Origin of the sequence: Vibrio hepatarius (genome assembly GCF_043642085.1) — a bacterium.
In the GTDB taxonomy this organism is placed as follows: domain Bacteria; phylum Pseudomonadota; class Gammaproteobacteria; order Enterobacterales; family Vibrionaceae; genus Vibrio; species Vibrio hepatarius_C.
Genome location: NZ_JBHZSA010000001.1, coordinates 353,446 through 379,274, shown reverse-complemented (window position 1 = coordinate 379,274; position 25,829 = coordinate 353,446). Strand labels below are relative to the sequence as shown.

The window sequence follows — 25,829 nt, the reverse complement described above, 5'->3', positions numbered from 1 at the left end:
TTCCACTATGGAAGCTCTTTTGCTTTGCGGACGATAGCTTTGACCATTCCTTTAAAGATAAATAGATGCGCTGGCATCATTGCAAACCAGTAAAGTAGACCTCTAAAGCCTTGTGGGTGCCACCAAGCGGTGACCGTTAATCGTCTTTCTTGCCCTAAATCCTCAATAGCAAACTCTAAACGCCCGAGCCCCGGACCTTTCATTCCAAACAATAGTGAGATAAAGCGCTGCTCTTCACAGCGAATGACTTTCCATGAATCGATAAAATCACCGACCTGTAATTCTGGTCCTGGTGGGGAGCGACGGATGGGTTTGCCGCCACCGAAGAATATGTCGAGCCATTCACGAGTGCGCCACAAGCTATTGGCAAAAAAGTAGCCTTCTTCGCGACTACCAATCTTTCGCACTAGTTTCCATAGTTGGTTTGCTTCAAGCGTTGTCGTTATCGAAGCACCTGTTTGCTTTGGATAATAGCCATAGCCCGGTTGCCAGCGAGAAAGTGCCGCTGGGTCAAAGCCCCACACGTTGCTGCGGACGAAAGTACCTTCATGCTCAATACTCTCTGTCACCATCTGAACAAAAGAGATCATGGCTTGAGGATACTTCAGTTTAATTCGCTCTGAGTCTGCAACAAAGTCATGCTCTAGACCGGAAAGCAAAGCACTACCGATGCTAGAAGGAACCGATGTGATAATACCAAGCCACTGCGAGGCCATCCTCGGCGTTAACAAGCGGGTCGGGAAAATCTTTATCGGTTTGTTTACCGCGCGAGCGATGACATGAAATTGATCGCGATAGGTTAGCGTCTCAGGACCACCAACCTCAAATAGTTCGTGGTGAGTGGGGGACTCTTTAGCAAGAGCAAGTAAGTAATAATTGAGGTTTTCGAGCGCAATAGGGTTGGCTTTAGAATCTACCCACTTTGGTGTGATCAGAACGGGCATGTTGTAGACAAAATCGCGCATGATCTCAAAAGCAGCAGAGCCGGGGCCGATGATGACGCCAGCGCGAAGCTCAGTAATCGGAATGCCAGATTTGCGAATAATATCGCCGGTCATTCGACGAGCTTTTAAGTGGTTAGAGTCACCGGTTTGAGGTTGTATTGCACTCAAATAAATAACATGTTTGACTGAGCTACCTGTTAATGCTTGCTTGAAGTGCTCGGCCAGAGAAACTTCATATTCAAGGAAGTCATGCCCATGAGCCATACCATGTACAAGGAAATAGATAAGTTCGAACTGAGGAATGAGGTCTAAAGTCGCCTGCTTGTCGGCTAAGTCGAGATAACACATCGTGAGGTTAGGGTGAGGCTCTACGCGGGCAGACAAATAATCGAGATGTCTTGATGCGGCGGTGACCTGATAGCCTTGTTCGCACAGTTTATGCAGAAGCTGTGAACCTACGTATCCAGATGCCCCTAAAACCAGAACCTTTTTCATCCTGAACCCCTATGGTTTTTATGGTTTCATATTCCGACTGATCATATAATACACAATCTATTTTTGCTCTTATATCATATTGTTGCGGTCAGAGGTGCGTCGTCTCCATGCTTTCTCAAGTTTTACTCCATACTCGAGGTGATTTCATCCGTCGCCTGATCGCAATTGCGATGCCCATTACGCTGCAGAGCATTATGTTCTCTAGCCGAAGCCTTGTTGACGTCCTTATGTTAGGTCAGCTAGGGGAGGCTGAAATTGCCGCCGTCGGTGTTGCAGCGAGAGCAACCTTTGTTACGACGATTATGCTGGTGGGCGTGACCACTGGTGGCTCTCTACTTACCGCGCAATATTGGGGAGCGAATAACCGCAAAGGGGTTCGCGAAAGTACCGCATTAACATGGCTAGTTTGTACTGTGTTTGCTGCGCTAACTGCGTTGCTGTTTATTCTGTTTCCAAGTCAGATCATGGGGCTAGCAACCAGCGACCCAGAGGTTAATCAACTGGGTAGCGAATATTTGGTGATTACCTCGGTAACCATGTTCGCGGTTTCTTGTGTTGCCAGTATGTCGGTTGGCTTGCGCGCTATGCATAAGCCGGGCGTAAGTACTTTCTTTAGTGGCATTGGGATACTGTCTAACATCTTCCTCAACTGGGTGTTTATCTTTGGTAATCTTGGCGTCCCACCAATGGGAATCAAAGGTGCGGCGATCGCAACAGTACTGAGTGGCGCGATTGAAGTTGCGACTCTGTTTGGTTACCTCTATGCGCGCAAACATCTGTTAGCCTTTGGCATTGAAGACATTCGTCAAGTGATCGTGTGGCAACGCGTGGCTAAATTTCTTCGTTTGTCTTTACCGACCACGTTTAACTTTCTTGCGTGGGCGGGCGGGTTATTTGCTTATCACGCGATTATGGGCCAGTCAGGTGTGCAAGGCTTAGCAGCGCTTTCAGTAATGACGCCGGTAGAGTCTATTGCACTCGCACTTTTGATTGGTATGTCTAATGCGGCCGCTGTTCTAGTAGGTAACCAAATTGGAGCCAAAAACTATGATGCTGTTTACTATCAAGCCATTGGAGTGACTCTGCTGAGTTTACTTGTTGGTATTGTGGTCGCAGGCTTGCTCTACTTAGTGCAAGGGTTGGTGTTAGATGCCTTTAGCGCATTGACCAACGAAACTCGCTTACTGGCAGAAAAATTCATGGTGGTTTTAAGTGTGGGCATAATTCTTCGCTCCATCCCAATGATGGCAATCGTTGGTGTGTTAAGAGCCGGCGGAGATGTGAAGTTTTGTCTTTACCAAGACTTGGTAGCGCAGTGGCTCATTGGTATTCCATTGGCTGCGTTTGCTGCCATCGGGTTGGGTTGGTCGCCTGAATGGATCTATTTACTCTTTTTAACGGAAGAGTTTATTAAATGGTTTGGCTCTATCTACCGGATGAATACACGTAAGTGGATTAGGAATTTGATCGAAAATTAGACATTGACCGTCTATGGAGTGTGTTTTGATGCATATCTTGTGATCTAGAATCCAAATTGCTTCCTTGAAAGCGCGATTTAGTGTAGATTCACACTCCTATTTTAAAGGTTAACGAGAAAATCGATGTTACAGCTGACAGACCTATGTAAAGGCTATGTAGATGGTGGTGAGTTTCACCCAGTTTTACAAGGTGCTGAGCTAACATTGAAGCAGGGCGAGCAAGTCGCTCTTATGGGCGAAAGTGGTTCAGGTAAGAGTACCTTATTAAACCTTATCGCCGGCCTAGATACTGTTGATTCTGGCGAAGTGCTGTTCCCAAGTTTTTCGATGCATGACGTCGCTGAAACTAAGCGAACCGCTTACCGTCGTAATAACATCGGCCTTATCTTTCAACAGTTTAACCTTCTTCCTACTCTTAATGTCGCTGACAATATTCGTTTTTGCCGCCAGCTTAAAGGGCTTCCTGAAGATCAGGGGCTATGGCGTCAAATCCTTTCTGCGCTTGATCTTATGCCTTTATTAGGGCGTTATCCTGAAGAAGTTTCTGGTGGTCAGCAGCAACGTGCTGCGATTGCACGAGCGCTATATATGGAACCGAAAATTCTTTTAGCGGACGAACCCACAGGTAGTCTTGATGAAAGAAATGCAGAAGCGGTGATGCGCCTTTTGACGACATTGACCAAGCAACTTGAATGCACCTTATTATTGGTGACGCACAGTGAGCGAGTCGCCGACCATATGGAAGGGAAGGTGAGACTTCAAGGAGGACAACTTCATGTTATGGCCCGTAGTTAAAGCGCTACTTGGCCACTACAGACGTTACCCTTTTCAAATAATTTTAGTCTGGCTTGGTCTTACCTTAGGTGTTTCTCTTCTTGTTGGTGTTACTTCCATCAACACGCATGCTCGTCAAAGTTATGAGCATGGTGAAAAGCTATTCTCGAATCCTCTTCCATACCGCATTCGCCCAAAACATGTCACGAATAAAATTCCACAGGGTTTTTACGTTCAATTGCGCAGAGATGGATTTAATCAATGTGCGCCATTTGAAACTTTACGAGTAGATACCGCTGACGGTGCAGATTTGATGCTTGTCGGCATTGATCCTGCTGCACTGATTCATTTTCAGTCGGGCACATTACTTAAGAACATCTCCTCTTTGGCGTTGATGCAGCCACCATACCCAATTTTAGTTAGCGCTGATTTAGCGAAACATATGAAATGGTCTAATGGTGACTCAATTGAATTGGCAGATGGAAGCAAGTTAGGTCCTGTCATTATTGAAGATAAAGGCCAACTTAACGGCACCAGAATTATCGCCGATATGTCACTGCTTCGCATGTTAGAGCGAAGCGCGGGCATTTCAACGATAGCTTGTAGCGAAATGCCGCCTGAAAAACTGGCCAAGCTAAAAGCTATGCTACCAAACGGAATGGAGCTTAAGCGTAGCTCAAGAGCCGAACTTGAATCATTAACCCAAGCATTCCACATGAACTTGAGTGCGATGGGCATGCTGGCCTTCTTAGTTGGGTTATTTATTTTCTATCAAGCGATGTCACTGTCATTGACTCAACGTCAGCGTTTAGTCGGCATACTTCGTCAGACAGGGGTGTCTGGCTGGCAACTGGCACAAGCGTTACTGCTTGAGTTAGTTGCGTTAGTGGTTATCAGTTGGGTATGTGGCAATGCTTTTGGTATGTTACTGGCCAATCAACTCATCCCAGCCGTTTCGGCGAGCCTTAGTGATCTTTATGACGCTAATGTTGGCTTAGCGATAGAGTGGACGTGGCAAAGTAGCTTATACAGTTTATATCTTTCTGCAGTCGGCGCGATTGTAGCTTGTGCGTGGCCGTTAGTTCGTTTGCTGCGTTCTCAACCTGTTCGTTTAACGACTCGTTTATCTCTTGTTCGCTTCACTGGTGCTGAGTTCACCATTCAAGCATTGATTGCCTGCGCTCTGTGTGTGGCTGCTGTCGCAATTTACCAAGCTCCGCAAACTCAAGAATCAGGGTTTGTCATCATTGCGCTCATGCTACTGAGTGTTGCGTTGTTTACTCCTTACATCGTATGGAAGGTGTTCGAAAGCTTCTCTTATACACTCCGCTGGGTCAAAGTGCGCTGGTTCTTTGCTGATGCTGCTGCAAGTATGAGTTATCGTGGCGTTGCAACCATGGCATTTATGTTGGCGATGTCAGCCAATATTGGCGTCGAGACAATGGTAGGCAGTTTCCGTGACACAACAGACAAGTGGTTAAGTCAACGTTTAGCTGCTGATTTGTATATCTACCCAAATAACAGCTCAGCTGCACGAATGAGTAGCTGGTTATCTAAGCAGCCTGAAGTTGACTCTGTCTGGTGGCGTTGGGAAAAAGAAATCTCAACGGCGAGGGGCGCTTTACAAGTCGTCAGTACTGGCCCTTCGGAAGGTGAGTTAGATGCACTTACAGTGAAACTCGGTGTACCGAATTACTGGTATCATCTGCACCACTCTAAAGGTGTGATGGTCAGTGAGTCCATGGCTTTGAAACTTGGCATCAGACCGGGTGACTATCTCGACTTATCTGGTAAGTTAGGGCAGGGCTGGCAAGTGGTTGGGGTTTATTATGACTACGGTAACCCGTACAACCAAGTCTTAGTTTCCCATCGAAATTGGCTGTATGCCTTTGCCGGAAGCGGCAGTGTTGCCTTAGGCACAGTATTAAAAGATGGCATTAATCCAGTCGGACTAAAACGTCGTCTTGAAGCTGTATTCAGGATTGATTCTGAACGTGTGTTTGATAACAGTCATATTCACAACCAAGCGATGAAGGTATTCGATAGAACATTTTCCATTGCAGATACGCTTGGCAATATCACTCTGGTGATTGCGGTGTTCGGGATCTTCTTCTCGACGGTCGGCGGAGAAGTCTCACGGCAAAAGCACATAGCATTACTGCGGTGTTTAGGGATGTCAGGTAGAGAGCTTGTCTTAATGGGGAGTTTGCAGCTATTCGTATTCGGCGCGATTTCTCTGCTCATAGCGATGCCGCTAGGGCTTGCGTTGGCTCGTTTGGTTGTTGATATCATCATTAAACAGTCATTTGGCTGGACGTTGGAGTTACAGTTCATTCCAGGTGAATACATGCAAACTGCTACGTTAGCGATGTTATCACTGATGATCGCAGGGGCAATACCTGTCATTAGGATTATTAAAAGTACGCCAATGAAGGCATTAAGGGATTCGCTATAAATGAAGGTTAAGATCAAGAGAACAACCAAGATCTTTCTTGTTGTCGTAATGATGGTTATTACGCTTGTTGCTCTTTATCTGAACAATTCCCCGCAGTCATTCATTGTTGGGGAAGAGGATGAACTTTCTTATGCTCTACGTGCGCCAAGAGACCAAGTCTTTGAGCCTGTACTTCCTGACAGTCCGGTCATCCTGCCTAGAGACTTTGCTTTTCAGAACAAATTCCAACATGGTTGGTGGCATTTCTTCGCCAATGTGAAAGATCGAAAAGGCAACGAATATGGGGTCCAGTGGAGCTACTTCCGTGTCGCTAGCAACGATAGTGATATGTCTGGCTGGTTGAGCCCTCAGCTATTTATTTCTCACATAGTTATCTCTAGTAAAGATCAGGTTTGGAGAGAGCAGCGTGTTGCTCGTGGCGGGATCGGTCAAGCAGGTATGACAATCAAACCGTTCAAACTTTGGATAGATAACTGGTACTGGCGTTCCTTGGGTAAAACACCATTTCCTGGCTTGCTTGATGTCAAAACTGATAACTTCGCCATCAGCCTTAAATCTCTCACTAAAGGGCCGTTTGTGATCCCAGGTGACCGTGGCTACGTCCCTAAACATGACTTGTTACCTATCGCTTCTCATAATTTTACGTCTCCTTTCCTTGACGTTCGCGGCGAATTAAAGCTTGGTGATGATCAGTTCGTGTCTGTGTCCGGCCAAGGGTGGATGAGCAAAGAGTGGGGCAGTGGCCTGCTCGCTGAAAGTCAGAGAGGTTGGGATTGGTTCGTTGTGCACTTAGATAACGATATGACTATGTCAGTAAGTCGATCACGTCATGACAAGCCGCTTTCTTACTCGTTTGGTACCTTGTCTTCGAATGATGGCAAAGTAGAAGGCTTGGACGACAGTGAGATTACCATTGAGCCTTTAAATGAGGTCTTGTTGAAAAATGGCAAACGAGTTCCTATACAGTGGTCTATCAAGGTGCCTGACCACGGTATTGATGTGACAACACAGGCACTAAATAGTGACATCTGGCTGCCATTCATCATCCCTTATGGTGAAGGGCCGATTAAAACCACGGGTACTCACCAAGCTGTCGGCTTTATGCAGTTGACTGGTTACTAAGATACAAGGTCGGTCGGAACTTCTATGGTGAAGGCCATTTCTCAGTTGATGAGAAGTGGCTTTTGACGTTTAGTATGGAAATTTGTGGATATTGCCTATAATTAATTAAGGAAAATAAATGGCATTTGAGTGGTTTTGCTCGGAAATACCGAAGTGACAACTCTAAACAAGCGATTATTCCTTGGGAAGTGAACTCTATAAACTCATTTGTATTCTTTGTTAATCGCTTATTAACATAATAAATATAAGGGCAATTTCATGAGTGATATTATTCGCGATTTTTTCAAAATGGAGTCTGCAGGTGGCATTTTGCTAGTGATTGCAGCTGCAATCGCAATGACAATCGCTAATACAGATCTAAACGATGCATACCAAGGCTTTCTTCATACATATATATTAGGTATGTCAGTTTCTCACTGGATAAACGATGGCCTAATGGCAGTCTTCTTCCTACTTATTGGTTTAGAAGTTAAGCGCGAGCTGCTCGAAGGCGCACTGAAATCTAAAGAAACGGCTATTTTCCCAGCTATCGCAGCTGTCGGGGGGATGCTGGCTCCTGCATTGGTTTATGTCGCATTCAACGCTGGCGATGCTCAAGCCATTCAAGGTTGGGCAATTCCGGCAGCAACAGACATCGCATTTGCCTTAGGTATCATGGCGCTACTGGGTAAGCGTGTGCCAGTGAGCTTAAAGGTGTTCCTACTTGCTCTAGCAATCATTGATGACCTCGGTGTTGTTGTTATTATTGCACTGTTCTACACAGGTGACCTATCAACGACAGCGTTAGCGGTCGGGTTCGCGATGACAGCGGCGTTATTTATGCTTAATGCCAAGAAAGTCACCAAACTCACCCCGTATATGATCGTCGGTGCCATTTTGTGGTTTGCAGTGCTTAAGTCAGGTGTCCATGCTACGTTAGCAGGTGTTGTGATTGGTTTTGCTATCCCACTTCAAGGCAAGAAAGGTGAGCATTCCCCACTTAAACATATGGAGCATTCACTACACCCATATGTAGCGTTTGGTATTCTTCCTCTATTCGCTTTTGCAAATGCAGGTATCTCGTTAGAAGGGGTTTCATTATCAAGCTTAGGCTCTGCATTACCTTTGGGTATTGCGCTTGGCCTACTAATAGGGAAACCTCTAGGTATATTTACATTCAGTTGGGTCGCGGTGAAGTCGGGTGTTGCCAAACTTCCTAAAGGCGTTAACTTTATGCATATATTTGCCGTGTCCGTGCTGTGTGGTATTGGTTTTACGATGTCAATCTTTATCTCGTCATTGGCGTTTGGAACGGTGAATGTAGAGTTTGATACTTATGCTCGTTTAGGTATTTTGATGGGCTCTACCACAGCGGCTCTACTAGGTTACTTCCTACTTCACATATCATTGCCAAAGAAGGCAGCAGCAGTAGAGAGTAACGAAGAACTAAACTCTCATCACTAATCTAAATCTTATTGAGGATTAGAAAGTAGTCAAATTTAAAGGCCTTGCGAATGAGCAAGGCCTTTTTTTTATGTTTGGCTGATATCGGTTTATTTCTCTATGATAGTAAATATGGTCCATTCATCGATAACTTTTTCGGTTAGACCAACCACGGTTGCGGTTACTCGGCGATTGAGCGCATGCGATGTTTCATCGTCCCCTTCAGCCTCCAAACGAGACTCACCATAACCGACAATAGTCACGCGTTTAGGATCGACTTCGAAGTAGAGCAGTTCATCTTCTACTGCATGAGCCCGTTTTTTGGATAGTTCCAAGTTGTATTCTGGGTCACCGACTTTACTTGCATAACCCTGGATCTGAATCGAAGCACTTTGATATTTTTCTAAAAATTCCGCCATGGTTTGGATCTGGTCGGAGAAGATAGGATTTATTTCATAAGAGTCGTTTGCAAACAAAATTCTAAGTTGGCGTTCCTCTTCTTCGACAAGTGCGGCCCCACACCCATCGTTATCGACTTGAGCTCCGACGGGAGTTCCGGGGCAAATGTCGCGAGCGTTGACCACGCCATCCTTATCGTTGTCAGTTAAATCTGAAATTTGGTCGGCAACAGGTGGTTCGACGTATTCATATTCATCCTCCGCCATAACACTCGTCACGTGTAAGGCTGCTACGGCGAAGACTGGGATTAAAATTCTAATATTCATCTTAGTACTCCACACGCTCAGTCCATTCTTGAGGGGTATCAACTAGCAGTGCATCTAACAGATTGCCTGTGGCGTTCATGACACGGTATTTTGCGTACTGTTCTGCATAGTGAGCGTCTAAATAATCTTTTCGAGCCTCAAACAGTTCATTCTCTGTATTGAGAAGATCGAGTAACGTTCGTTGGCCTATTCGGTATTGTTTCTCATAAGCGATGACGGTTTCAGATGCTGAGTCGACATGATCCGCGAGGAAGTTCTTTTGTTGGAGTGTTAGGTCTAACGCACTCCAAGAAAGTCGTAGTCCTTCTTCTACTTGGCGATAAGCACCATCACGCAGATCTTTAGCTTGATTGAGTTGATAGGCTGCTCTTTCTGACAGGTCACTGTCTGAACCACCGTTGTATAAATTGTATCGCATACGAAGCATCGCTAGTGTCTCTTCTCCACGACCTTCGTCACCCCCGGCATCATCTCGCCATGTTTGACTGGCTTCAATTGATAGCGTTGGATAATAGCTCCCTTTTGATTGTTTATATTGGAATCGAGCTGAATCTACATCGACTAGAGAGACTTTTATTACGGGGTGTTCATCAAAGGCTTGAACTAGAGCATCAGTAAGCGAAAGAGGTAGTTTTGTTTCGTCTGCTCTTGGGTAGATAAGGCCAAGCGGCTCTTGTCCTACCAAGCGTCGGAACTGCGTGTGGGTATCGACGAGGTTATTCTGCGCGGCAAGTAAATTACCATGTGCTTTTGCGATACGGGCTTCAACTTGTGAAACATCCGCGGTTGAGCCTATACCCGAGTCGGCACGTCTCTGAATATCACGATAGATCTTTTTATGGACCGCTAGATTGCTCTCAGATAGAGCGAGAACTTCAGTCGCTTTAACTGCATTAAGGTAAATCTGAGTGACTTCTAGCGCAAGGTCTGATGCGTTTGCCAATAACTGCCATCTTAATGATTCCGCTTCGGCTGAAGTTCTATCTATATCGTTAAGAGTTGCGTTGCCGTCCCATATCAATTGGGTCAGGCTAACGGTAGCCTCTTTCCTCGTAAGATCTGTGTCTGGTCTGCCCGTGGATTCCGCAGGGTTCAACCCTTCATAACCAATACCAGCATCAAGGTCTAAACTTGGTAAATAGGCTCCAACAGAAGCGTCATTCTGTTTAACGGCACTTTGGAATTCATGGTAGGAACTCTTGAGATCGGGGTTGGTAGCAAGGGTAATTGCCACTGCCTGTTCAAGAGTCTGTCCTTGGGCTGCAAGGCTGCACATTGCAATGCAGCTAGCTAATAATGACTTTTTCCAACTCAAGGTAACCTCCTCAATTAGTATCAAGCCAAGGTAGAACAACTACATAAATCTACGTCTGAAAGAGTTCAGGCGGAAGTTACACCAAGCTTAGTAGACGAATTCAAAAAGTGAGACACTTACATATGAAAAGAACTTCTAAAGTCAAGATTTTTCCATTTTTCGTTAGCACTTTTTTGCTATTGACTGGTTTATAAATAGCATGGCGACTAGATTTTAGTTAATGCAGTGCGTGCGTTGTATTGGTTCCTATTTATTGGGGAAGGGGATCTGTGCACCGCTAAAGGGGAGAGCCGCTTATGAATGCTAAGAGTCTAGCGCCGTTAATGCTAAATAATACCACCGTCGTCATCGACATTAATGGGGAGATCAGGCAACTGCTTCCTGGTGAAGTGCCTGGGCCGGGTGAAGTCATCGTGATTGTTGGGCAAGGTGCTACAGCAGCTACTGAAGATGCTCCTAGTGACTTTGGGCTCGAAGCACAGTTAGTTGGAGATGGAGGGGATAACTTTTCTCTCGATCTAGACAACGAAATTGCTTCAATCATCGAGCAAATTGAAGAAGGGGTCGACCCGACTCAAAATGAAGACTTTGCAACCGCTGCTGGTGGACAGGATGGTTCAAGTTTAACTGGTTCAGGTGATATTGAGCGGACTGGCGCTGAAACTATAGCTGAAACTGAATTTGATACGAGTGGCCTTGAGTCTCAGGGGCTTTCAGAAACACAAAGTTTAGCGCTCCTTGAAGTGGTTGCTCAGACAATCTTTGTTGGTGACGATGCTGTAACGGTGTTCGAAACGGATGTGCCATGGGCGGTTACTGGTACAGTTGAAGCGACCGAAACCGAATTCCCTACCTTTGTTGTTCAGGATAATGTCGCCGGTGAGAATGGTATTTTCTCTATAGATGCGGAAGGTAATTGGACATACGTTGCAAACAGCGCATTTGATGAACTTAATGTTGGTGATTCACTTGTTGATGTATTCTCCATTGAATCGAGTGATGGGACGCTAGGCAGCGTAACGGTCACGATCAATGGTACCAATGATTTGCCTCAGTTTGTGGCGACAGATGATTTTGCGCCGGACGGTGGTGAGGGAGAACTATCTAGTTTTGCCTTTGAAGATGGAGTGTATAGTTTTGATTTTGAAGAAAATAGTGAAGCAGGCACAATAGTCGGACAAGTCGAAGCAACGGACCCAGATAACCAAGTACTTATTTTTTCTATCTCAACCAATGTCGAAAATGAGGGTGGGGAAGCCCTCTTCGCAATTGACCCTGATACTGGTGAGATCTCGTTGACTGCTGCTGGTTCAGAATCATTTGCCAATGATTTTGAAACATTGAGTAATGTACACAATCTCGTTGTCACCGTTACAGAGGGTGATGGCATAGGTGAACCGCAGTCAGTTGATGTTGATGTTGTGTTGACTGAGGTCAATGTCAATGAGCCGCCAGTCTTTGAACCACCAGTGGGCGGTGGTGATGATTATGTCTTTGCCTATCCAGAAAATAGTGAAGCAGGTGCGGTGGTAGGCTCCGTTAGTGCATCAGACCCAGAAGATACCATCGTTAGCTACAGCTTAGATTTTACCAGTGATCCAACATTAGATGGTTTGTTCTCTATCGACTCTGACGGAACGCTTCGTTTGACCGAAGCGGGAGCCGCGACCTTCACCAATGACTTTGAGTGGGGCGATGATAATACTCATGGCATTACGGTAATTGCGATAGATGAAACTGGCCTGACCACTGAAATTGATGTGGTGCTCAATGAAGGTGACGTCAATGAAGCACCAACGTCCAATGAGCCTGATGGCGGCTATGTCTTCGAGTATCAGGAAAACAGCGATACTGGAACTTTACTCGGTACAGTGTCAGCATCCGATGTGGATGAGGGAGACACGCTCACTTACAGCATCACGACCAATGTGGAAGTGGACGGTTTACCCCTCTACCGGATAGATGACACCTCTGGAGAAATCTATCTCACAGACAAAGGTGTTGAAGTCTTCACCAATGACTACGAAACCGATCCGAATTTGCATAACATAGTGGTGACCGCGACGGATAGCGGTGGCTTAACCACACCCATCAATGTGACGTTGCAAGAAACCGACGTCAATGAAGCACCAACGTCCAATGAGCCTGATGGCGGCTATGTCTTCGAGTATCAGGAAAACAGCGATACTGAAACCTTGCTCGGAACCGTGTCAGCGACGGATGTGGATGATGGAGACACGCTCACTTACAGCATCACGACCAATGTGGAAGTGGACGGTTTACCCCTCTACCGGATAGATGACTCCTCAGGTGAAATTTACCTGACAGATAAAGGCGTCGAAGTCTTTACTAACGACTTCGAAACCGATCCGAATTTGCACAACATCGTGGTGACCGCGACAGACAGTGGTGGTTTAACCGCAACCATCAATGTGAATCTACAAGAAACCGACGTCAACGAAGCACCAACGTCAAATGAGCCAGACGGCGGCTACGTGTTCGAATATGAGGAAAACAGCGATACTGGAACTTTACTCGGTACAGTGTCAGCATCCGATGTGGATGAGGGAGACACGCTCACTTACAGCATCACCACCAATGTGGAAGTGGATGGCTTGCCACTCTACCGGATAGATGACTCCTCAGGTGAAATTTACCTGACAGATAAAGGCGTCGAAGTCTTCACCAATGACTACGAAACCGACCCGAACTTGCACAACATCGTGGTGACCGCGACAGACAGTGGTGGCTTAACCGCAACAATCAATGTGACGTTGCAAGAAACCGACGTCAACGAAGCACCAACGTCAAATGAGCCAGACGGCGGCTATGTCTTCGAGTATCAGGAAAACAGCGATACTGGAACTTTACTCGGTACAGTGTCAGCATCCGATGTGGATGAGGGCGATTCGCTTACTTACAGCATTACGACCAATGTAGAAGTGGACGGTTTACCACTTTATCGTATTGATGACACGTCTGGTGAAATTTACCTCACGGATAAAGGTGTCGAGGTCTTTACTAACGATTTCGAAACCGATCCGAATTTACACAACATAGTCGTGACGGCCACAGACACCGGTGGCTTAACCGCAGCCATTAATGTGAATCTACAAGAAATCGACGTTAATGAAGCGCCAATGTTTAATGAGCCAGAAGGTGGTTATGAATTCAGTTACAACGAAAACTCGACCGATGACTATGTCATTGGGGTTGTGACAGCTACAGATGAGGATGCTGGTGATGTTGTTAGTTATAGCATCAGTGAAAACATCCAATTCAACGAACTGGATCTGTTTGCGATAAACAGTGAAAGCGGTGCTATCTCGCTCACTGAGGCGGGTGTAGCTGCGTTTACCAACAATTTCGAATCTCTTCCTAATGAGCATACCATCACGGTGGCGGCTACGGATGGCGAGTTAACGACCTTCGTAGACGTTGATCTGTCAGAGTTAGACGTGAATGAGTTACCCGTTACTGAAGACTTTAACGTTGATGCCGGTGACGCAATTATTGTCCCAATAATCTTCGACTCCGATGATGAATCTTTAGACCATATTTCAGACGAAGATGATGACTTTAATGGTATTGAGCTCAATATCATGATCACCTCTTTACCTCAGTATGGCACCTTGCTCTATACCGATGACTTTGGTGATACCCGTGTTGTTACTGAAGCTGACTTACATGTGCTAGGTGAAGAAATCGATCCAAATAAACTTTTTGATCCTGACAACTTTACCTATGTGCCGGGCGTCGGTGACCCATTTGAAATGGGCTATAACGGTGATCCTGAGGATATTGTTCTTGGTGAGGATGGTTTTTACAACTGGGGTGAGTATGTCAGTGATACTGAAAGAGTCATTACGTTAGAAAACGGAAATACCATTGGGGTCAGCATTACTGATAACAATGACAAGCCACTTAAACAATACACAGGCGGCCCTGCCCATGTAGGTTGGGGTATTGGTGATACCGATGGTAACGGTATGAATAAGAAAGAGACCCTTAACATTGACCTTAGTAACAATCCACTGGGTGTCGTGACCTTTGGCCTAGATGGTATGGGCGGAGCCTTTAATACCAACAGTAATGTTTATGTTGAGGTCACGTATACCTTCGCGGATGGGACAACCCATGTAGAGCAATACCAAAAAGACGTAGGTGATACTGGCAATGACCAGATCCTGTACGAATTTAGTTATTCCTCTCCGGATAACCCAATAGTCTCGATGGAGCTTAGTAGTACCGGTGGTAGCTGGGAACTGCGTTACCTTTCAGGTACAGAAGATATTACTGAAGACGTCACATTTGATTATGTAGCGGTAGATTCAGAACTGGCGATTAGTAATGAGTCAACCGTGACGATCGATGTTGATGAGTCACCTGAATATGAAGTGTTATCAGCAGAACTCGGTGATTCACTTGATGCTGATTTGGGTAATCAAATGATGTTGGGTGATGAAAACGCCAATATCTTTACATGGTTAGACTCGACATTGGATAACGGTACTGATGTGGTTGATAACTTTGAGTTAGGCTCTGATCTTCTCGACCTTAGAGGCATTCTAGAAGAGGATGATAACGTACTGCTTGGTGATTTGGTTGACTCGATATCAGCGGAAGTTGATGGGGATAATGTTGTGATGACGGTAACGGATGATGGCCGTGAACAGACCATTATCCTAGAAGGTGTGACAGACGCTTTTGAAGAAGCAGGTTTGATTACTGATAACACAATTACCAGTGAATTAGAGATGTTAACTCAGGTGCTCAAAACAGATGCTGCATAACATCAACAAGTAGAATATTAGGCCAGCCAAACGGTTGGCCTTTTTGATATTTAAGTCAGTTTTTGAACTGCATTGATGAAAAAATATTGCCAGATGATTTCAAGTTGTGATAATTTTCGCCGCAATCTCGGAGATGAGTCGGAAATCGATATTCTGGGGGAGACGCGTAAAGATTATTCGGGCTGAGTATATTTACGTAGGGTAGGTATCAGCAACCTCTGTTGTTGATAGACGGGATACTAGTGTCACTAGGTGGCATGTGAATGGGAAACCCAACATTGAACTCACTTAACAAACACACTTTAATCAGCTTAGTTCTTCCTCAATGCCCTGTTTTACAAGACAGTTGCATTACTGAACCTTGATCTAACTCCTGACATGTAGTCCATCAGTTTGATGGATCGATTTGCTGTACGCGCTATTTAGAAATAACGCGGAATGGCTTGTTGCACCTTCTTGTTCGCAATTTGGCGAAAGAGGGACATATTACATTTCAAGGGATTAAATCATGAGCACAGCCTTTGAAGTCGATAACGCAGTAATCAATGCGGACATCGCAACTCCATTTTTAACTCAGATTCCAGTGGTTGAAGGCCTATATGACCTAACACCGGATCAAATTCTACTCGATCAAGAAATGCACGAATCTGAAGTTCGTTCATACCCACGTCGACTGCCGATAGCGATTAAACAAGCTTATGGTGCATTGGTAGAAGATACCCGCGGTCAGCTTTTCTTAGATTGTCTTGCTGGGGCGGGAACGCTCGCTTTGGGTTATAACCATCCAGAGATCAATCAAGCATTAAAAACACAACTCGACTCAGGTCTTCCGTATCAAACACTTGATATACCGACAGAAGCAAAAACAACTTTTATCAAGTCTGTGAAGAACTTTTTACCGCAAGAGCTTGCTGAAAATAGCGTTATTCAATTTTGTGGTCCTTCTGGTGCCGATGCTGTTGAAGCGGCGATTAAGCTGGCAAAACAAACCACGGGTCGCAATACCATGTTTGCCTTCCGTGGTGCTTATCATGGCATGACCAACGGTACCATGGGTATGATGGGTAACTTAGGCACCAAAGCGCGCCGTACCGGACTGATGTCTGATGTTCACTTTATGCCATTCCCTTACGACTTACGTTGTCCTTTTGGCTTGGGTGGCGATGAAGGTGCTAAAGCGGGTATCCGCTATATCGAGCGCCTACTCAATGATGACGAAGCTGGCATCATGAAACCAGCTGCGATGATTGTTGAACCTGTACAAGGTGAGGGTGGTGTTGTACCAGCTCCTGCTTTCTGGCTACGTGAATTACGTCGTATCTGTGATGAGCACGGTATCCTTCTGATCTTCGATGAAATCCAGTGTGGCGTCGGTAAATCAGGCTACAACTTTGCGTTTGAAGAGGCGGGTATTGTTCCTGATATCTTGTGTCTGTCGAAAGCGATTGGTGGTGGCTTGCCGATGTCTCTGTTGGTTATCAACAAAGAACACGATACGTGGAAGCCGGGTGAGCACACAGGGACCTTCCGCGGAAACCAATTAGCAATGATTTCGGGTGCGAAAGCATTAGAGATCATTGAGCGTGACGACTTGGTTGGTCACGCGAATGTTGCGGGACAGTATTTACGCCATGGCCTAGAAGCAATTCAAAAGCGCGTTAACTGCATTGCAGATGTACGTGGCAGAGGCTTGATGCTAGGCGTTGAGATCCGCAAGCCGGGCACTGAACTGAATAAGTTCGGAGAGCCTCTCGCAGATGGCGAGCTAACTCTTAAAATTCAGCGCGCTGCATTAGAACGTGGCTTGATGGTAGAGAAAGGTGGTCGTGACGGCTCAGTTATTCGTTTCCTACCTCCATTGATCATTTCATTTGAGCAAATTGACTTTGCTCTGCGCGTGCTTGAAGACGCGATTCTTGCCGCTGGTGGACAGCGAGTAACACAAGAAGAGTCGAACGAATCTTGGAAGCAGCACTTCATCCACGCTGGAGAAGCGGGCAGTGATGAGTTCGCGAAAGTGATGAATCACGCTACTGCGGCAATGAAGTCAGTATTTGAGCAAGTTGATGCACCATATTCTGGCTTAGAGCCTAAGCTACTCGAACAAGCGATCAATGCGGTTGATCTAGACAACAAAAATGCTTCACTAGTCGATGTGATTGCTTATACCGCAGAGCTTGTTGCGAAGAATTCCATCATTGTTCAGCACCCTGATTGTATTGCGCATTTACACACACCTCCTTTGATGCCTTCGGTCGTGGCTGAAGCAATGATCGCGGCGTTAAACCAATCGATGGATTCGTGGGATCAAGCGTCTGCTGCAACGTATGTTGAGCAGAAAGTGGTCGATTGGATGTGCGACAAGTATGATCTTGGTACTGATGCCGATGGCATTTTCACCAGTGGTGGCACTCAAAGTAACCTGATGGGCTTACTGTTGGCACGTGATTGGATCGCGGACAAAGTCGACAACCATTCGATTCAAAAACTTGGCTTACCTGAATACGCTAAGAAACTCCGTATTCTATGCTCTAAAAAGTCCCACTTCACTGTGCAAAAGTCAGCATCTTTGTTAGGATTGGGCGAAAGTGCCGTATGCTGTGTTGATGCTAACTCTAACGGTACAATCAAAGCTGACGCACTTAAAGCTGAAATCGACAGACTTAAGTCTGAAGGTTTGATCCCATTTGCGGTGGTTGGTACTGCTGGTACGACGGACCACGGTGCGATTGACGATTTAGATGCGATTGCTGATCTAGCGTCAGACAATGAACTTTGGTTCCACGTAGACAGTGCTTACGGTGGCGCACTCATTCTCAGCAGCCATAAAGACCGCTTAAAGGGCATTGAGCGTGCGGACTCCGTCAGCGTTGATTTCCATAAACTGTTCTATCAAACAATCAGCTGTGGCGCTGTACTGCTCAAAGATAAAAGCAACTTTAAGTATCTGCTGCATCATGCCGACTACCTAAATCGCGAACATGATGAATTGCCTAACTTAGTCGATAAATCAATCGCAACGACTAGGCGCTTCGACGCTCTGAAAGTCTTTATGACGATGCAAAGTGTTGGGCCAACAACGTTAGGCGAAATGTACGATCACTTGCTTGAGCAAACTCAGCTGGTCGCATCTCTAGTGCAAGACCATGAAGGTTTTGAACTTCTCGCGCAACCGTCACTTTCTACAGTGTTGTTCCGCGCAACAAATTCTAATGAGCAATTAGGAAACAGCGTCACGGACTTAGACGAACTGAACAAAACTCTAAGATTAGAGGCGCTCACGCGTGGCGTTGCTGTGCTTGGAGAAACAGTAGTAGACGGTAAGTCTGCACTGAAATTTACTATTTTGAACCCGTGTTTAAAGATTTCGGACTTCGAATCTTTGCTAACTAAAATCCATACACTAGCGGCTGAGCTAGCAAAATAAAGGTAACGAAAACGATGGCAATTCTACAGATTGGTGCAGGTGGCGTAGGTTGGGTAGTTGCACATAAAGCAGCACAAAACAACGACGTACTAGGTGATATTACAATTGCATCACGTACAGTGAGTAAATGTGAAAAGATCATCGAATCTATTCAGAAGAAAAATAATCTGAAAGATGCATCTAAGAAACTAGAAGCTCGCGCAGTCAATGCTGACGACGTAGAGGCACTTGTTGCTCTTATTAAAGAAGTTCAGCCAGATCTAGTGATTAACGCGGGTCCTCCATGGGTAAACATGACTATCATGGAAGCGTGTTACCAAGCTAAAGTCTCTTATCTAGACACATCAGTAGCGGTTGACTTATGTTCTGAAGGTCAGCAAGTACCGCAAGCGTATGACTGGCAGTGGGGTTACCGTGAGAAGTTCGCAGAAGCGGGTATCACAGGTATTCTTGGTGCAGGTTTCGATCCGGGCGTTGTGTCAGTATTCGCTGCGTACGCAGTTAAGCATCTGTTCGATGAGATTGATACCATTGACGTAATGGACGTTAACGCGGGTGACCACGGTAAGAAGTTTGCAACTAACTTCGATCCAGAAACAAATATGCTTGAGATCCAAGGTGACTCTTTCTACTGGGAAAACGAAGAGTGGAAACAGGTTCCATGTCACTCTCGTATGCTTGAGTTTGAGTTCCCGAACTGCGGCTCTCACAAGGTTTACTCGATGGCGCACGACGAAGTTCGCTCAATGAAAGAGTTTATCCCTGCAAAACGTATCGAGTTCTGGATGGGCTTTGGCGATAAGTACCTAAACTACTTCAACTGTATGCGTGACATCGGTCTGCTTAGCCCAGATCCGCTAACACTGCATGACGGTACGGTTGTTCAGCCTCTACACGTACTAAAAGCGCTGCTACCTGACCCAACATCTCTAGCACCAGGCTACACGGGTCTAACGTGTATCGGTACTTGGGTTCAAGGTAAGAAAGATGGTAAAGAGCGTAGCGTCTTCATCTACAATAACGCTGACCATGAAGTCGCTTACGAAGATGTTGAGCACCAAGCGATCTCTTACACAACTGGTGTACCAGCGATCACTGCTGCGCTTCAGTTCTTCCGTGGCGAATGGGCAGACAAAGGTGTGTTCAACATGGAGCAGCTAAACCCGGACCCGTTCTTAGAAACTATGCCTAGCATTGGTCTAGATTGGCATGTTCAGGAGCTAGAAGCAGGTCAAGGATTACCATTGATCCACGAACTGAACAAAGAAGCTTAACTTGTTATTTCTCTTCATTTCGTTGTCGTGTGTGCTCATTTATGCTTATAAACTCCGCGCAGACTCCTAGAACTGAAGAGAAATTCTTGAGTTAATACAAGAATCAAAGAGGTCAGTGATTGATCCCTTTTTGATTAAGACTGTTACTCGAGTGGTGGTGTTTGATATTTTGATTTTGTCTTGTTTGAACGCAGTGAGTTACAAAATGAAAAATATTGAATGGCACCACTAACTGCTCTGTTGAGTGTGTAAAATGACATTTAAGAAAGAAGAACTTAAAACCCCATACTTTATGATCAACGAAGATAAGTTGATTGAGAATCTAGAGAAAGCAAAACAGCTCAAAGAGATCTCTGGCGTTAAGCTAGTGCTGGCGCTGAAATGTTTCTCGACTTGGGGTGTGTTTGACATCATTAAGCCTTACTTAGATGGCACGACAAGTTCTGGCCCTTTTGAAGTAAAGCTAGGCTACGAAACCTTTGGTGGTGAAACTCATGCGTATAGTGTTGGTTACAGTGAAGACGATGTTCGTGAAGTGGCGGAAATCTGTGACAAGATGATCTTCAACTCGCAGTCACAGCTTGCGGCGTACCGCCATATTGTAGAGGGCAAAGCTTCAATCGGCCTGCGATTAAATCCAGGCGTAAGCTATTCAGGTCAAGACTTGGCAAACCCGGCGCGTCAGTTCTCTCGCTTAGGCGTACAAGCTGACCATATCAAACCAGAAGTATTTGAAGATATTGATGGCGTAATGTTCCACATGAACTGTGAAAACAAAGATGTGGATGCATTTATCGGCTTGTTAGATTCAATCTCTGAGCAGTTTGGTGAGTATCTCGATAAGCTAGATTGGGTGAGTATGGGCGGTGGTGTGTTCTTTACATGGCCGGGCTATGACATCGACAAACTCGGTCTTGCGCTTAAAGCATTCTCTGAGAAACACGGTGTTCAAATGTACTTAGAGCCGGGTGAAGCGATCATCACTAAGACAACTGACCTTGTGGTGACGGTTGTTGATATTGTTGAGAACGTGAAGAAAACAGCGATTGTTGACTCAGCGACAGAAGCGCATCGTCTAGATACGCTGATTTACAACGAGCCAGCATCAATCTTAGAAGCATCAGAAAATGGTGAGCACGACTACGTGATTGGTTCGTGTTCTTGTCTTGCTGGTGACCAGTTCTGCGAAGCAAAGTTTGAAGCGCCTCTAAAAATTGGTCAGCGCTTACATATTCTCGATAGTGCAGGTTACACCATGGTTAAGCTCAATTGGTTTAACGGATTACGCATGCCATCGGTCTACTGTGAGCGCTCAAATGGTGATATACAGAAGCTAAACGAATTCGACTATTCAGACTTTAAACGTTCACTGTCACAGTGGTCAGTTGAGTAAGTTGCTAATAAAGAATAAGAACCTCGCCAAGTGCGAGGTTTTTTATTTTTGGTGTTGCCATAGCAAATTCGCGATGTCTTCCTTAGTACTTGTTGTCAAACTAAGAACTGAGTCTCTACCGCGACAAAAGCGTGGTCACTCGCCTGTTTATCGCGATCATAAATTGGATTAATCAGGTGCTGATCTTGAACAAGATAGCTGATTACTTCTGCAATAGAGCGTTGGGAGTCAGGCTGAAACTCTTGAGAGAGGATAACGTAATCGAGCACGTTTCCTTGTGAAAAGTGGTAATGAGTAGCTGCGCGGGCAGGGGAAGAGTCCGCATCTTTGTAAGCATGCCAGCTATCGGTTAAAACCAAAGCTTCGCCTTCATTGTCTGCTTGTTGAGTAAGTAACCCTGTGATATCGCTAGTAAGGGGTTGGTTCATGTCCCCTAGCAAAGCTGTCGGCATTGGTGACTTCTGATACTGCTTGTCCATATACAGTTTAAGCATCACCGCTTCCCAGCCTCTTAGTTGACTTGATAGCCACTGGCCAAGGAGCTGACTTGTCTCGCCTTGCATTGCAGGTTCAGTGGCACGTTGAGATTTCAAGTGACACACATACACAGACACTTCGCCAATAGTTGGCACTTTGATAACGGCGTAGATAGGTTTGCGACTAAATTCAGGTAACTTGACTTGATAGGCTTTAGCCCACTCGTTTAAAGGTTTGACGGCCTCTGCGTGATTGATCGGATACTTCGACGCAAGAGCGACGACGGGGCGAGAATAAATATAATCATTTTCTGATTTTGGCGTATCGACAGTAACGAAATAGGGGAAACCAGATTCCGCGAGAAGCTGTTGTGTGGCCTCGATACTAAAGACTTCTTGAAGGCCAATGATATCGGCATTTAGCTTCGTGATTTGAGACTTTGTCCACTGGCACTTAGCTTGCCAATCTTGCAGATCATAGATATTAGAGAACTCATAAAAAGCGTCGGGTGGTTTAAGGAAATTGAACAAGTTGGCGCTAGCAAAAGTAAGTGTTTTCGTTGCGTTCAATGCGGATGCCTTGCAAAGGTTGACTGACTAGTATGAGAGTAGCAACTGTTAAGGAGTAATTGAACAGATAAGAGTAAACAGCCATCAATAGAGATACTGATGGCTGTATATTGGCTAAGCTTCAACCATCACGCGTGTATCTTCACTCAGAGCTTCTAACTCTTTGGCGACATCGTCGATTAATACTTCCGTCGGGAGGCGCATTGCGATGTTGGCCGTAAACAAGCTAGAGCTAACGCCACCACCACCCGCAATGAAGACGCGTTGGCAGTCCATATCTAAGATGCCAATGCCTTGTCCATCCAGTACGTGAGTAATTTCATTTACGATACCCGCTCGGTCGTTGGAGTCGAGTCGTAACTGGTAAATGGTATCTGCACTGTGGCTATGCAGATCAGAGTCTGTAATCTGCACCAGCAAATCTGGATGGGAAGAAAATGCATCTTTTACTAATTGAACGTTATCAGCAGGCAACTCGACTTTAATAACTGCTGCAACCTGATCTTCGATGAAGTTGACTTTACTAATAAGCCATTTGCCATCGTTTTCATGTGTAATGGCAGCAAGTTGCTTGATGGTTGCTGGGGTTGCTTTACCGACAAAATTTACAATGAATGTGCTGTTCATATTGGGCCTCCTAGCGCTGAGTAAGGCATGACTATTCAATCTCTACAGCGATGAAAGACGAATCGGTGCCTAAAATCAGTTTAGGAAGCTCTGGGGATTTAGGTTTGAGCCAGGTCAACTTTTGGCCCTAATCTATTGTTGGTATTACGGTTATTTTAAGGAGAGCACAAAAAAAACGACGTATGAACGTCGCTTTTTCAAATAACGTGAGCGTGTTAGAAGCTGATCTTCATTTCGACGCCGTAGAATACGTTGTCATAGCTTGCGCCTGCGTCCATCGCGAATTGCGCGGCGTCTTGGTTACCGAACCATGGAGTACTGCTGTATTGGAATTCTGCACTGCCGCCCCAAGCATCACTTACCCAGCCATGAATGTGGCCTACTGGGTTCAGGAAGAACAGAGTTACGCCACCCATGGTTTCAGAGCCCATGACTTCGCCACCGGAAGCGACGATGTCTTGCTCAGCTTCAAACATCATTTCACCGACAACCGCACCGAAGAACGGAGTAATGAAGATATCTTGCCAAGATGGTACTTCAGCGAAAGCTTCTACACCGTATTCCCAGAAGAAAGTCGACATAGTGGCAGAGTAAAGGAAAGACTCAAACTCATTAAAACCAGCATGGCGCGCAGCGGTATAGTAAACACCACCAAAGTATGGGTGCATAACGTAGTTTAAGAAGTGCTCATCACGGTCCCAAACTGGGCCTGAAGTGACGTTGTCCTTCCATTTTGAGCCTAAGCCGCTTAAGTTACGATCTTCCTCATCCCACTTAGTGATTGATTCTGGTAGTAGAGTCATTAAACCTACGGTCGCTACACTCAAACCAAGAATGGTGTAAGTCTGGCCCATTAAGTAATCCCAATCTTTTTCACTTGAAGCTGTAAGGTATTTTGGTAAACCTGGGTCTTCTAGCTTTAAGTTGTCTTCAGTAAGGCTTAATGAATACGGGTCTTGAGAGGTGTACTGATAAGAGTTGTAAGAGAGCGTGTCGAACTCAGCTTGGTCTACAGTGTACGAAAATTCAATATGCTGATTTGAGTCAAAGATATTGGCGTTGGCACATGCAGATGCTGACATCAATAAAGCGGCGATGCTTTTTTTAAACACGGAAAACTCCACAGTTATTATTTTTTAATGATCGGGTTCACAATTATCTATTAAAGTCAGAGTAATGGGAACCAGTATTTGTTCTAAATTAGAAACTTAGACGTTTTTTACCGGATTGCCATAGGAATTAACGGTAAACTCATCAAATGTGTGACATTTCCCACTAAGGATAAACGATGTTGAAAATTGCAATGCTAAGCACTGGGGAAGAGGTCCTCCACGGAGATATTGTTGATACCAATGCCGCTTGGCTGTCTCAACGTTTCTTTGAGCATGGTTACAGCGTGACCAAGCGTTCGACGGTAGGCGATGAAATGCCTTCGCTAGTCGAAGAACTGATGATGCTGAGCTTTAATTGTGACGTCGTTGTGGTCAATGGTGGCTTAGGGCCAACGGCTGACGACCTGAGTTCTGAGGCGGCGGCTGTCGCTGCAGAAACGGAACTGACTCTTTTCCCAGAATGGCAGGCTCGCTTGGAGCAATTTTTTGCTGCTAGGGGAGTTACAATGCCAGAAAGTAATATCAAGCAAGCGATGCTGCCGAAAGGGTCGCAATTACTTGATAACCCAATAGGTACGGCTTGTGGCTTCAAGGTCACCTTTAATGACTGTGATTTCTATTTTACGCCAGGTGTGCCGAGTGAATTTAAGTTAATGGTAGAACAGCAAATTCTGCCAGATATTAAGCGTTGTTACCCAGACATCATTGGTCATGAGTGTAGCAAGCTCTACACCTTTGGTACTTCGGAGTCGGCGCTGTCAGATAAGCTCGATAAAATGCAGCTTCCTGAAGGGTATAGCTTAGGTTATCGCTCATACCTTCCTTATATTGAGGTTAAGCTGTTTGGGCCAAAAGAAGATCTAGAGAGACGTGTAAAGCTGCTTCAAATGATTTTCAGCTTAGTGGAAGCCAATGTTGTGAGCATTGATGAGTCTATGCGAGATCACGTTGCCCATTTGATTTTAGAGAAGCAGCAATCAATCTCGACCGCGGAACAATCAACCTATGGCGCGCTATCTCAGTGGGTTCAGTCTAATGAAGGTGCAGCAGAGTATTGCGGTCACGGCTGGGTACTGGGTGAAAAAGTCGCTTTAGCGGAAGGCAGTGAAGATGCGTTAGCCTCGGTACTCGCGTTAGTTGGGGCGACTAAAGAGAAGTGCGCCACTGATATTGCCATAGTGACAGGGAAGGTGGTCAATAAGACATTTTCAGTTGCCTTGGCGACACCTGAAGGGGAGTGGGGACAGACGCTCACATTTAATCGTGACTACTCGCGCAAAGAGCGCACTCTTGTGATCACCACGATTGCGGCGGATATGCTTAGACGTTACTTGAGCACTAAGCCTATGTTTGCAAACTACAGCTCATTAACTCGCGAAAAAGAGATGTTTATTCCACGAAGTATAATTGGCGCATAATAATTCAAT

16 protein-coding genes are annotated in these 25,829 nt (G+C 45.5%); 10 read left to right on the top strand and 6 right to left on the bottom strand.

All coding sequences use genetic code 11. From position 1 onward, the window contains the following. Positions 1-5 precede the first annotated feature (5 nt). Complete coding sequence (locus ACHUFZ_RS01705; protein ID WP_394125595.1) at positions 6-1,439, bottom strand: DUF2867 domain-containing protein; 1,434 nt, start codon at positions 1,437-1,439, stop codon at positions 6-8. Positions 1,440-1,546: 107 nt separating this feature from the next. Here ACHUFZ_RS01705 and ACHUFZ_RS01700 point away from each other — a divergent pair, with 107 nt between their 5' ends. The 5 genes from ACHUFZ_RS01700 (at position 1,547) to nhaA (ending at position 8,711) form a co-directional block, all read left to right on the top strand. Continuing rightward, positions 1,547-2,917 (top strand): MATE family efflux transporter, encoded by a 1,371-nt coding sequence (locus ACHUFZ_RS01700; RefSeq protein WP_394125594.1) that lies wholly within the window; start codon positions 1,547-1,549, stop codon positions 2,915-2,917. A gap of 123 nt (positions 2,918-3,040) precedes the next feature. Then, positions 3,041-3,712 carry an ABC transporter ATP-binding protein gene (locus ACHUFZ_RS01695; protein WP_053437992.1) on the top strand — a complete coding sequence of 224 codons (672 nt, stop codon included), beginning with the start codon at positions 3,041-3,043 and terminating at the stop codon, positions 3,710-3,712. Further along, positions 3,693-6,146, top strand: coding sequence for an ABC transporter permease (locus tag ACHUFZ_RS01690; protein WP_394125593.1), 2,454 nt, complete (start codon positions 3,693-3,695; stop codon positions 6,144-6,146). The genes ACHUFZ_RS01695 and ACHUFZ_RS01690 overlap by 20 nt, the downstream gene beginning before the upstream one ends. Further along, positions 6,147-7,268, top strand: a complete 1,122-nt coding sequence (locus ACHUFZ_RS01685) for a lipocalin-like domain-containing protein (protein ID WP_394125592.1) — start codon at positions 6,147-6,149, stop codon at positions 7,266-7,268. It abuts the gene before it with no gap. 258 nt (positions 7,269-7,526) lie between these two features. Continuing rightward, entirely contained in the window at positions 7,527-8,711 is a 1,185-nt protein-coding gene (gene nhaA, locus ACHUFZ_RS01680; protein WP_394125591.1) for a Na+/H+ antiporter NhaA, read from the top strand. Positions 8,712-8,800: 89 nt separating this feature from the next. Here nhaA and ACHUFZ_RS01675 read toward each other — a convergent pair whose 3' ends face one another. Further along, entirely contained in the window at positions 8,801-9,415 is a 615-nt protein-coding gene (locus ACHUFZ_RS01675; protein ID WP_394125590.1) for an OmpA family protein, read from the bottom strand. 1 nt (position 9,416) lies between these two features. Further along, on the bottom strand, positions 9,417-10,691 hold the full coding sequence (locus tag ACHUFZ_RS01670; RefSeq protein ID WP_463596508.1) for a TolC family outer membrane protein: 1,275 nt from the start codon (positions 10,689-10,691) through the stop codon (positions 9,417-9,419). A gap of 335 nt (positions 10,692-11,026) precedes the next feature. Here ACHUFZ_RS01670 and ACHUFZ_RS01665 point away from each other — a divergent pair, with 335 nt between their 5' ends. From ACHUFZ_RS01665 to nspC, 4 genes are all read left to right on the top strand, one after another. Then, positions 11,027-15,523: a cadherin domain-containing protein gene (locus ACHUFZ_RS01665; protein ID WP_394125588.1), complete on the top strand. Its 4,497-nt coding sequence runs from the start codon at positions 11,027-11,029 to the stop codon at positions 15,521-15,523. A 508-nt stretch (positions 15,524-16,031) separates the two neighbouring features. Then, entirely contained in the window at positions 16,032-18,950 is a 2,919-nt protein-coding gene (locus tag ACHUFZ_RS01660) for a pyridoxal phosphate-dependent class III aminotransferase (RefSeq protein WP_394125587.1), read from the top strand. Between the two features lie 14 nt (positions 18,951-18,964). Further along, positions 18,965-20,224, top strand: coding sequence for a carboxynorspermidine synthase (locus tag ACHUFZ_RS01655; RefSeq protein ID WP_394125586.1), 1,260 nt, complete (start codon positions 18,965-18,967; stop codon positions 20,222-20,224). A gap of 253 nt (positions 20,225-20,477) precedes the next feature. Beyond that, positions 20,478-21,617 (top strand): carboxynorspermidine decarboxylase, encoded by a 1,140-nt coding sequence (nspC, locus tag ACHUFZ_RS01650; RefSeq protein ID WP_394125585.1) that lies wholly within the window; start codon positions 20,478-20,480, stop codon positions 21,615-21,617. Between the two features lie 95 nt (positions 21,618-21,712). On the opposite strand, the gene ACHUFZ_RS01645 is transcribed toward nspC, so the two are convergent. From ACHUFZ_RS01645 to ACHUFZ_RS01635, 3 genes are all read right to left on the bottom strand, one after another. After that, the gene (locus ACHUFZ_RS01645; RefSeq protein WP_394125584.1) at positions 21,713-22,663 is read right to left on the bottom strand and encodes an endonuclease/exonuclease/phosphatase family protein; all 951 of its coding nucleotides are present in this window, start codon (positions 22,661-22,663) and stop codon (positions 21,713-21,715) included. A 114-nt stretch (positions 22,664-22,777) separates the two neighbouring features. Continuing rightward, positions 22,778-23,290 carry a glycine cleavage system transcriptional repressor gene (locus ACHUFZ_RS01640; RefSeq protein WP_394125583.1) on the bottom strand — a complete coding sequence of 171 codons (513 nt, stop codon included), beginning with the start codon at positions 23,288-23,290 and terminating at the stop codon, positions 22,778-22,780. A 215-nt stretch (positions 23,291-23,505) separates the two neighbouring features. After that, positions 23,506-24,402 carry a DUF3943 domain-containing protein gene (locus ACHUFZ_RS01635; RefSeq protein WP_394125582.1) on the bottom strand — a complete coding sequence of 299 codons (897 nt, stop codon included), beginning with the start codon at positions 24,400-24,402 and terminating at the stop codon, positions 23,506-23,508. Positions 24,403-24,578: 176 nt separating this feature from the next. Between ACHUFZ_RS01635 and ACHUFZ_RS01630 the strand changes: the two genes are divergently transcribed. Further along, positions 24,579-25,820, top strand: a complete 1,242-nt coding sequence (locus ACHUFZ_RS01630) for a CinA family nicotinamide mononucleotide deamidase-related protein (RefSeq protein ID WP_394125581.1) — start codon at positions 24,579-24,581, stop codon at positions 25,818-25,820. Positions 25,821-25,829 lie beyond the last annotated feature (9 nt).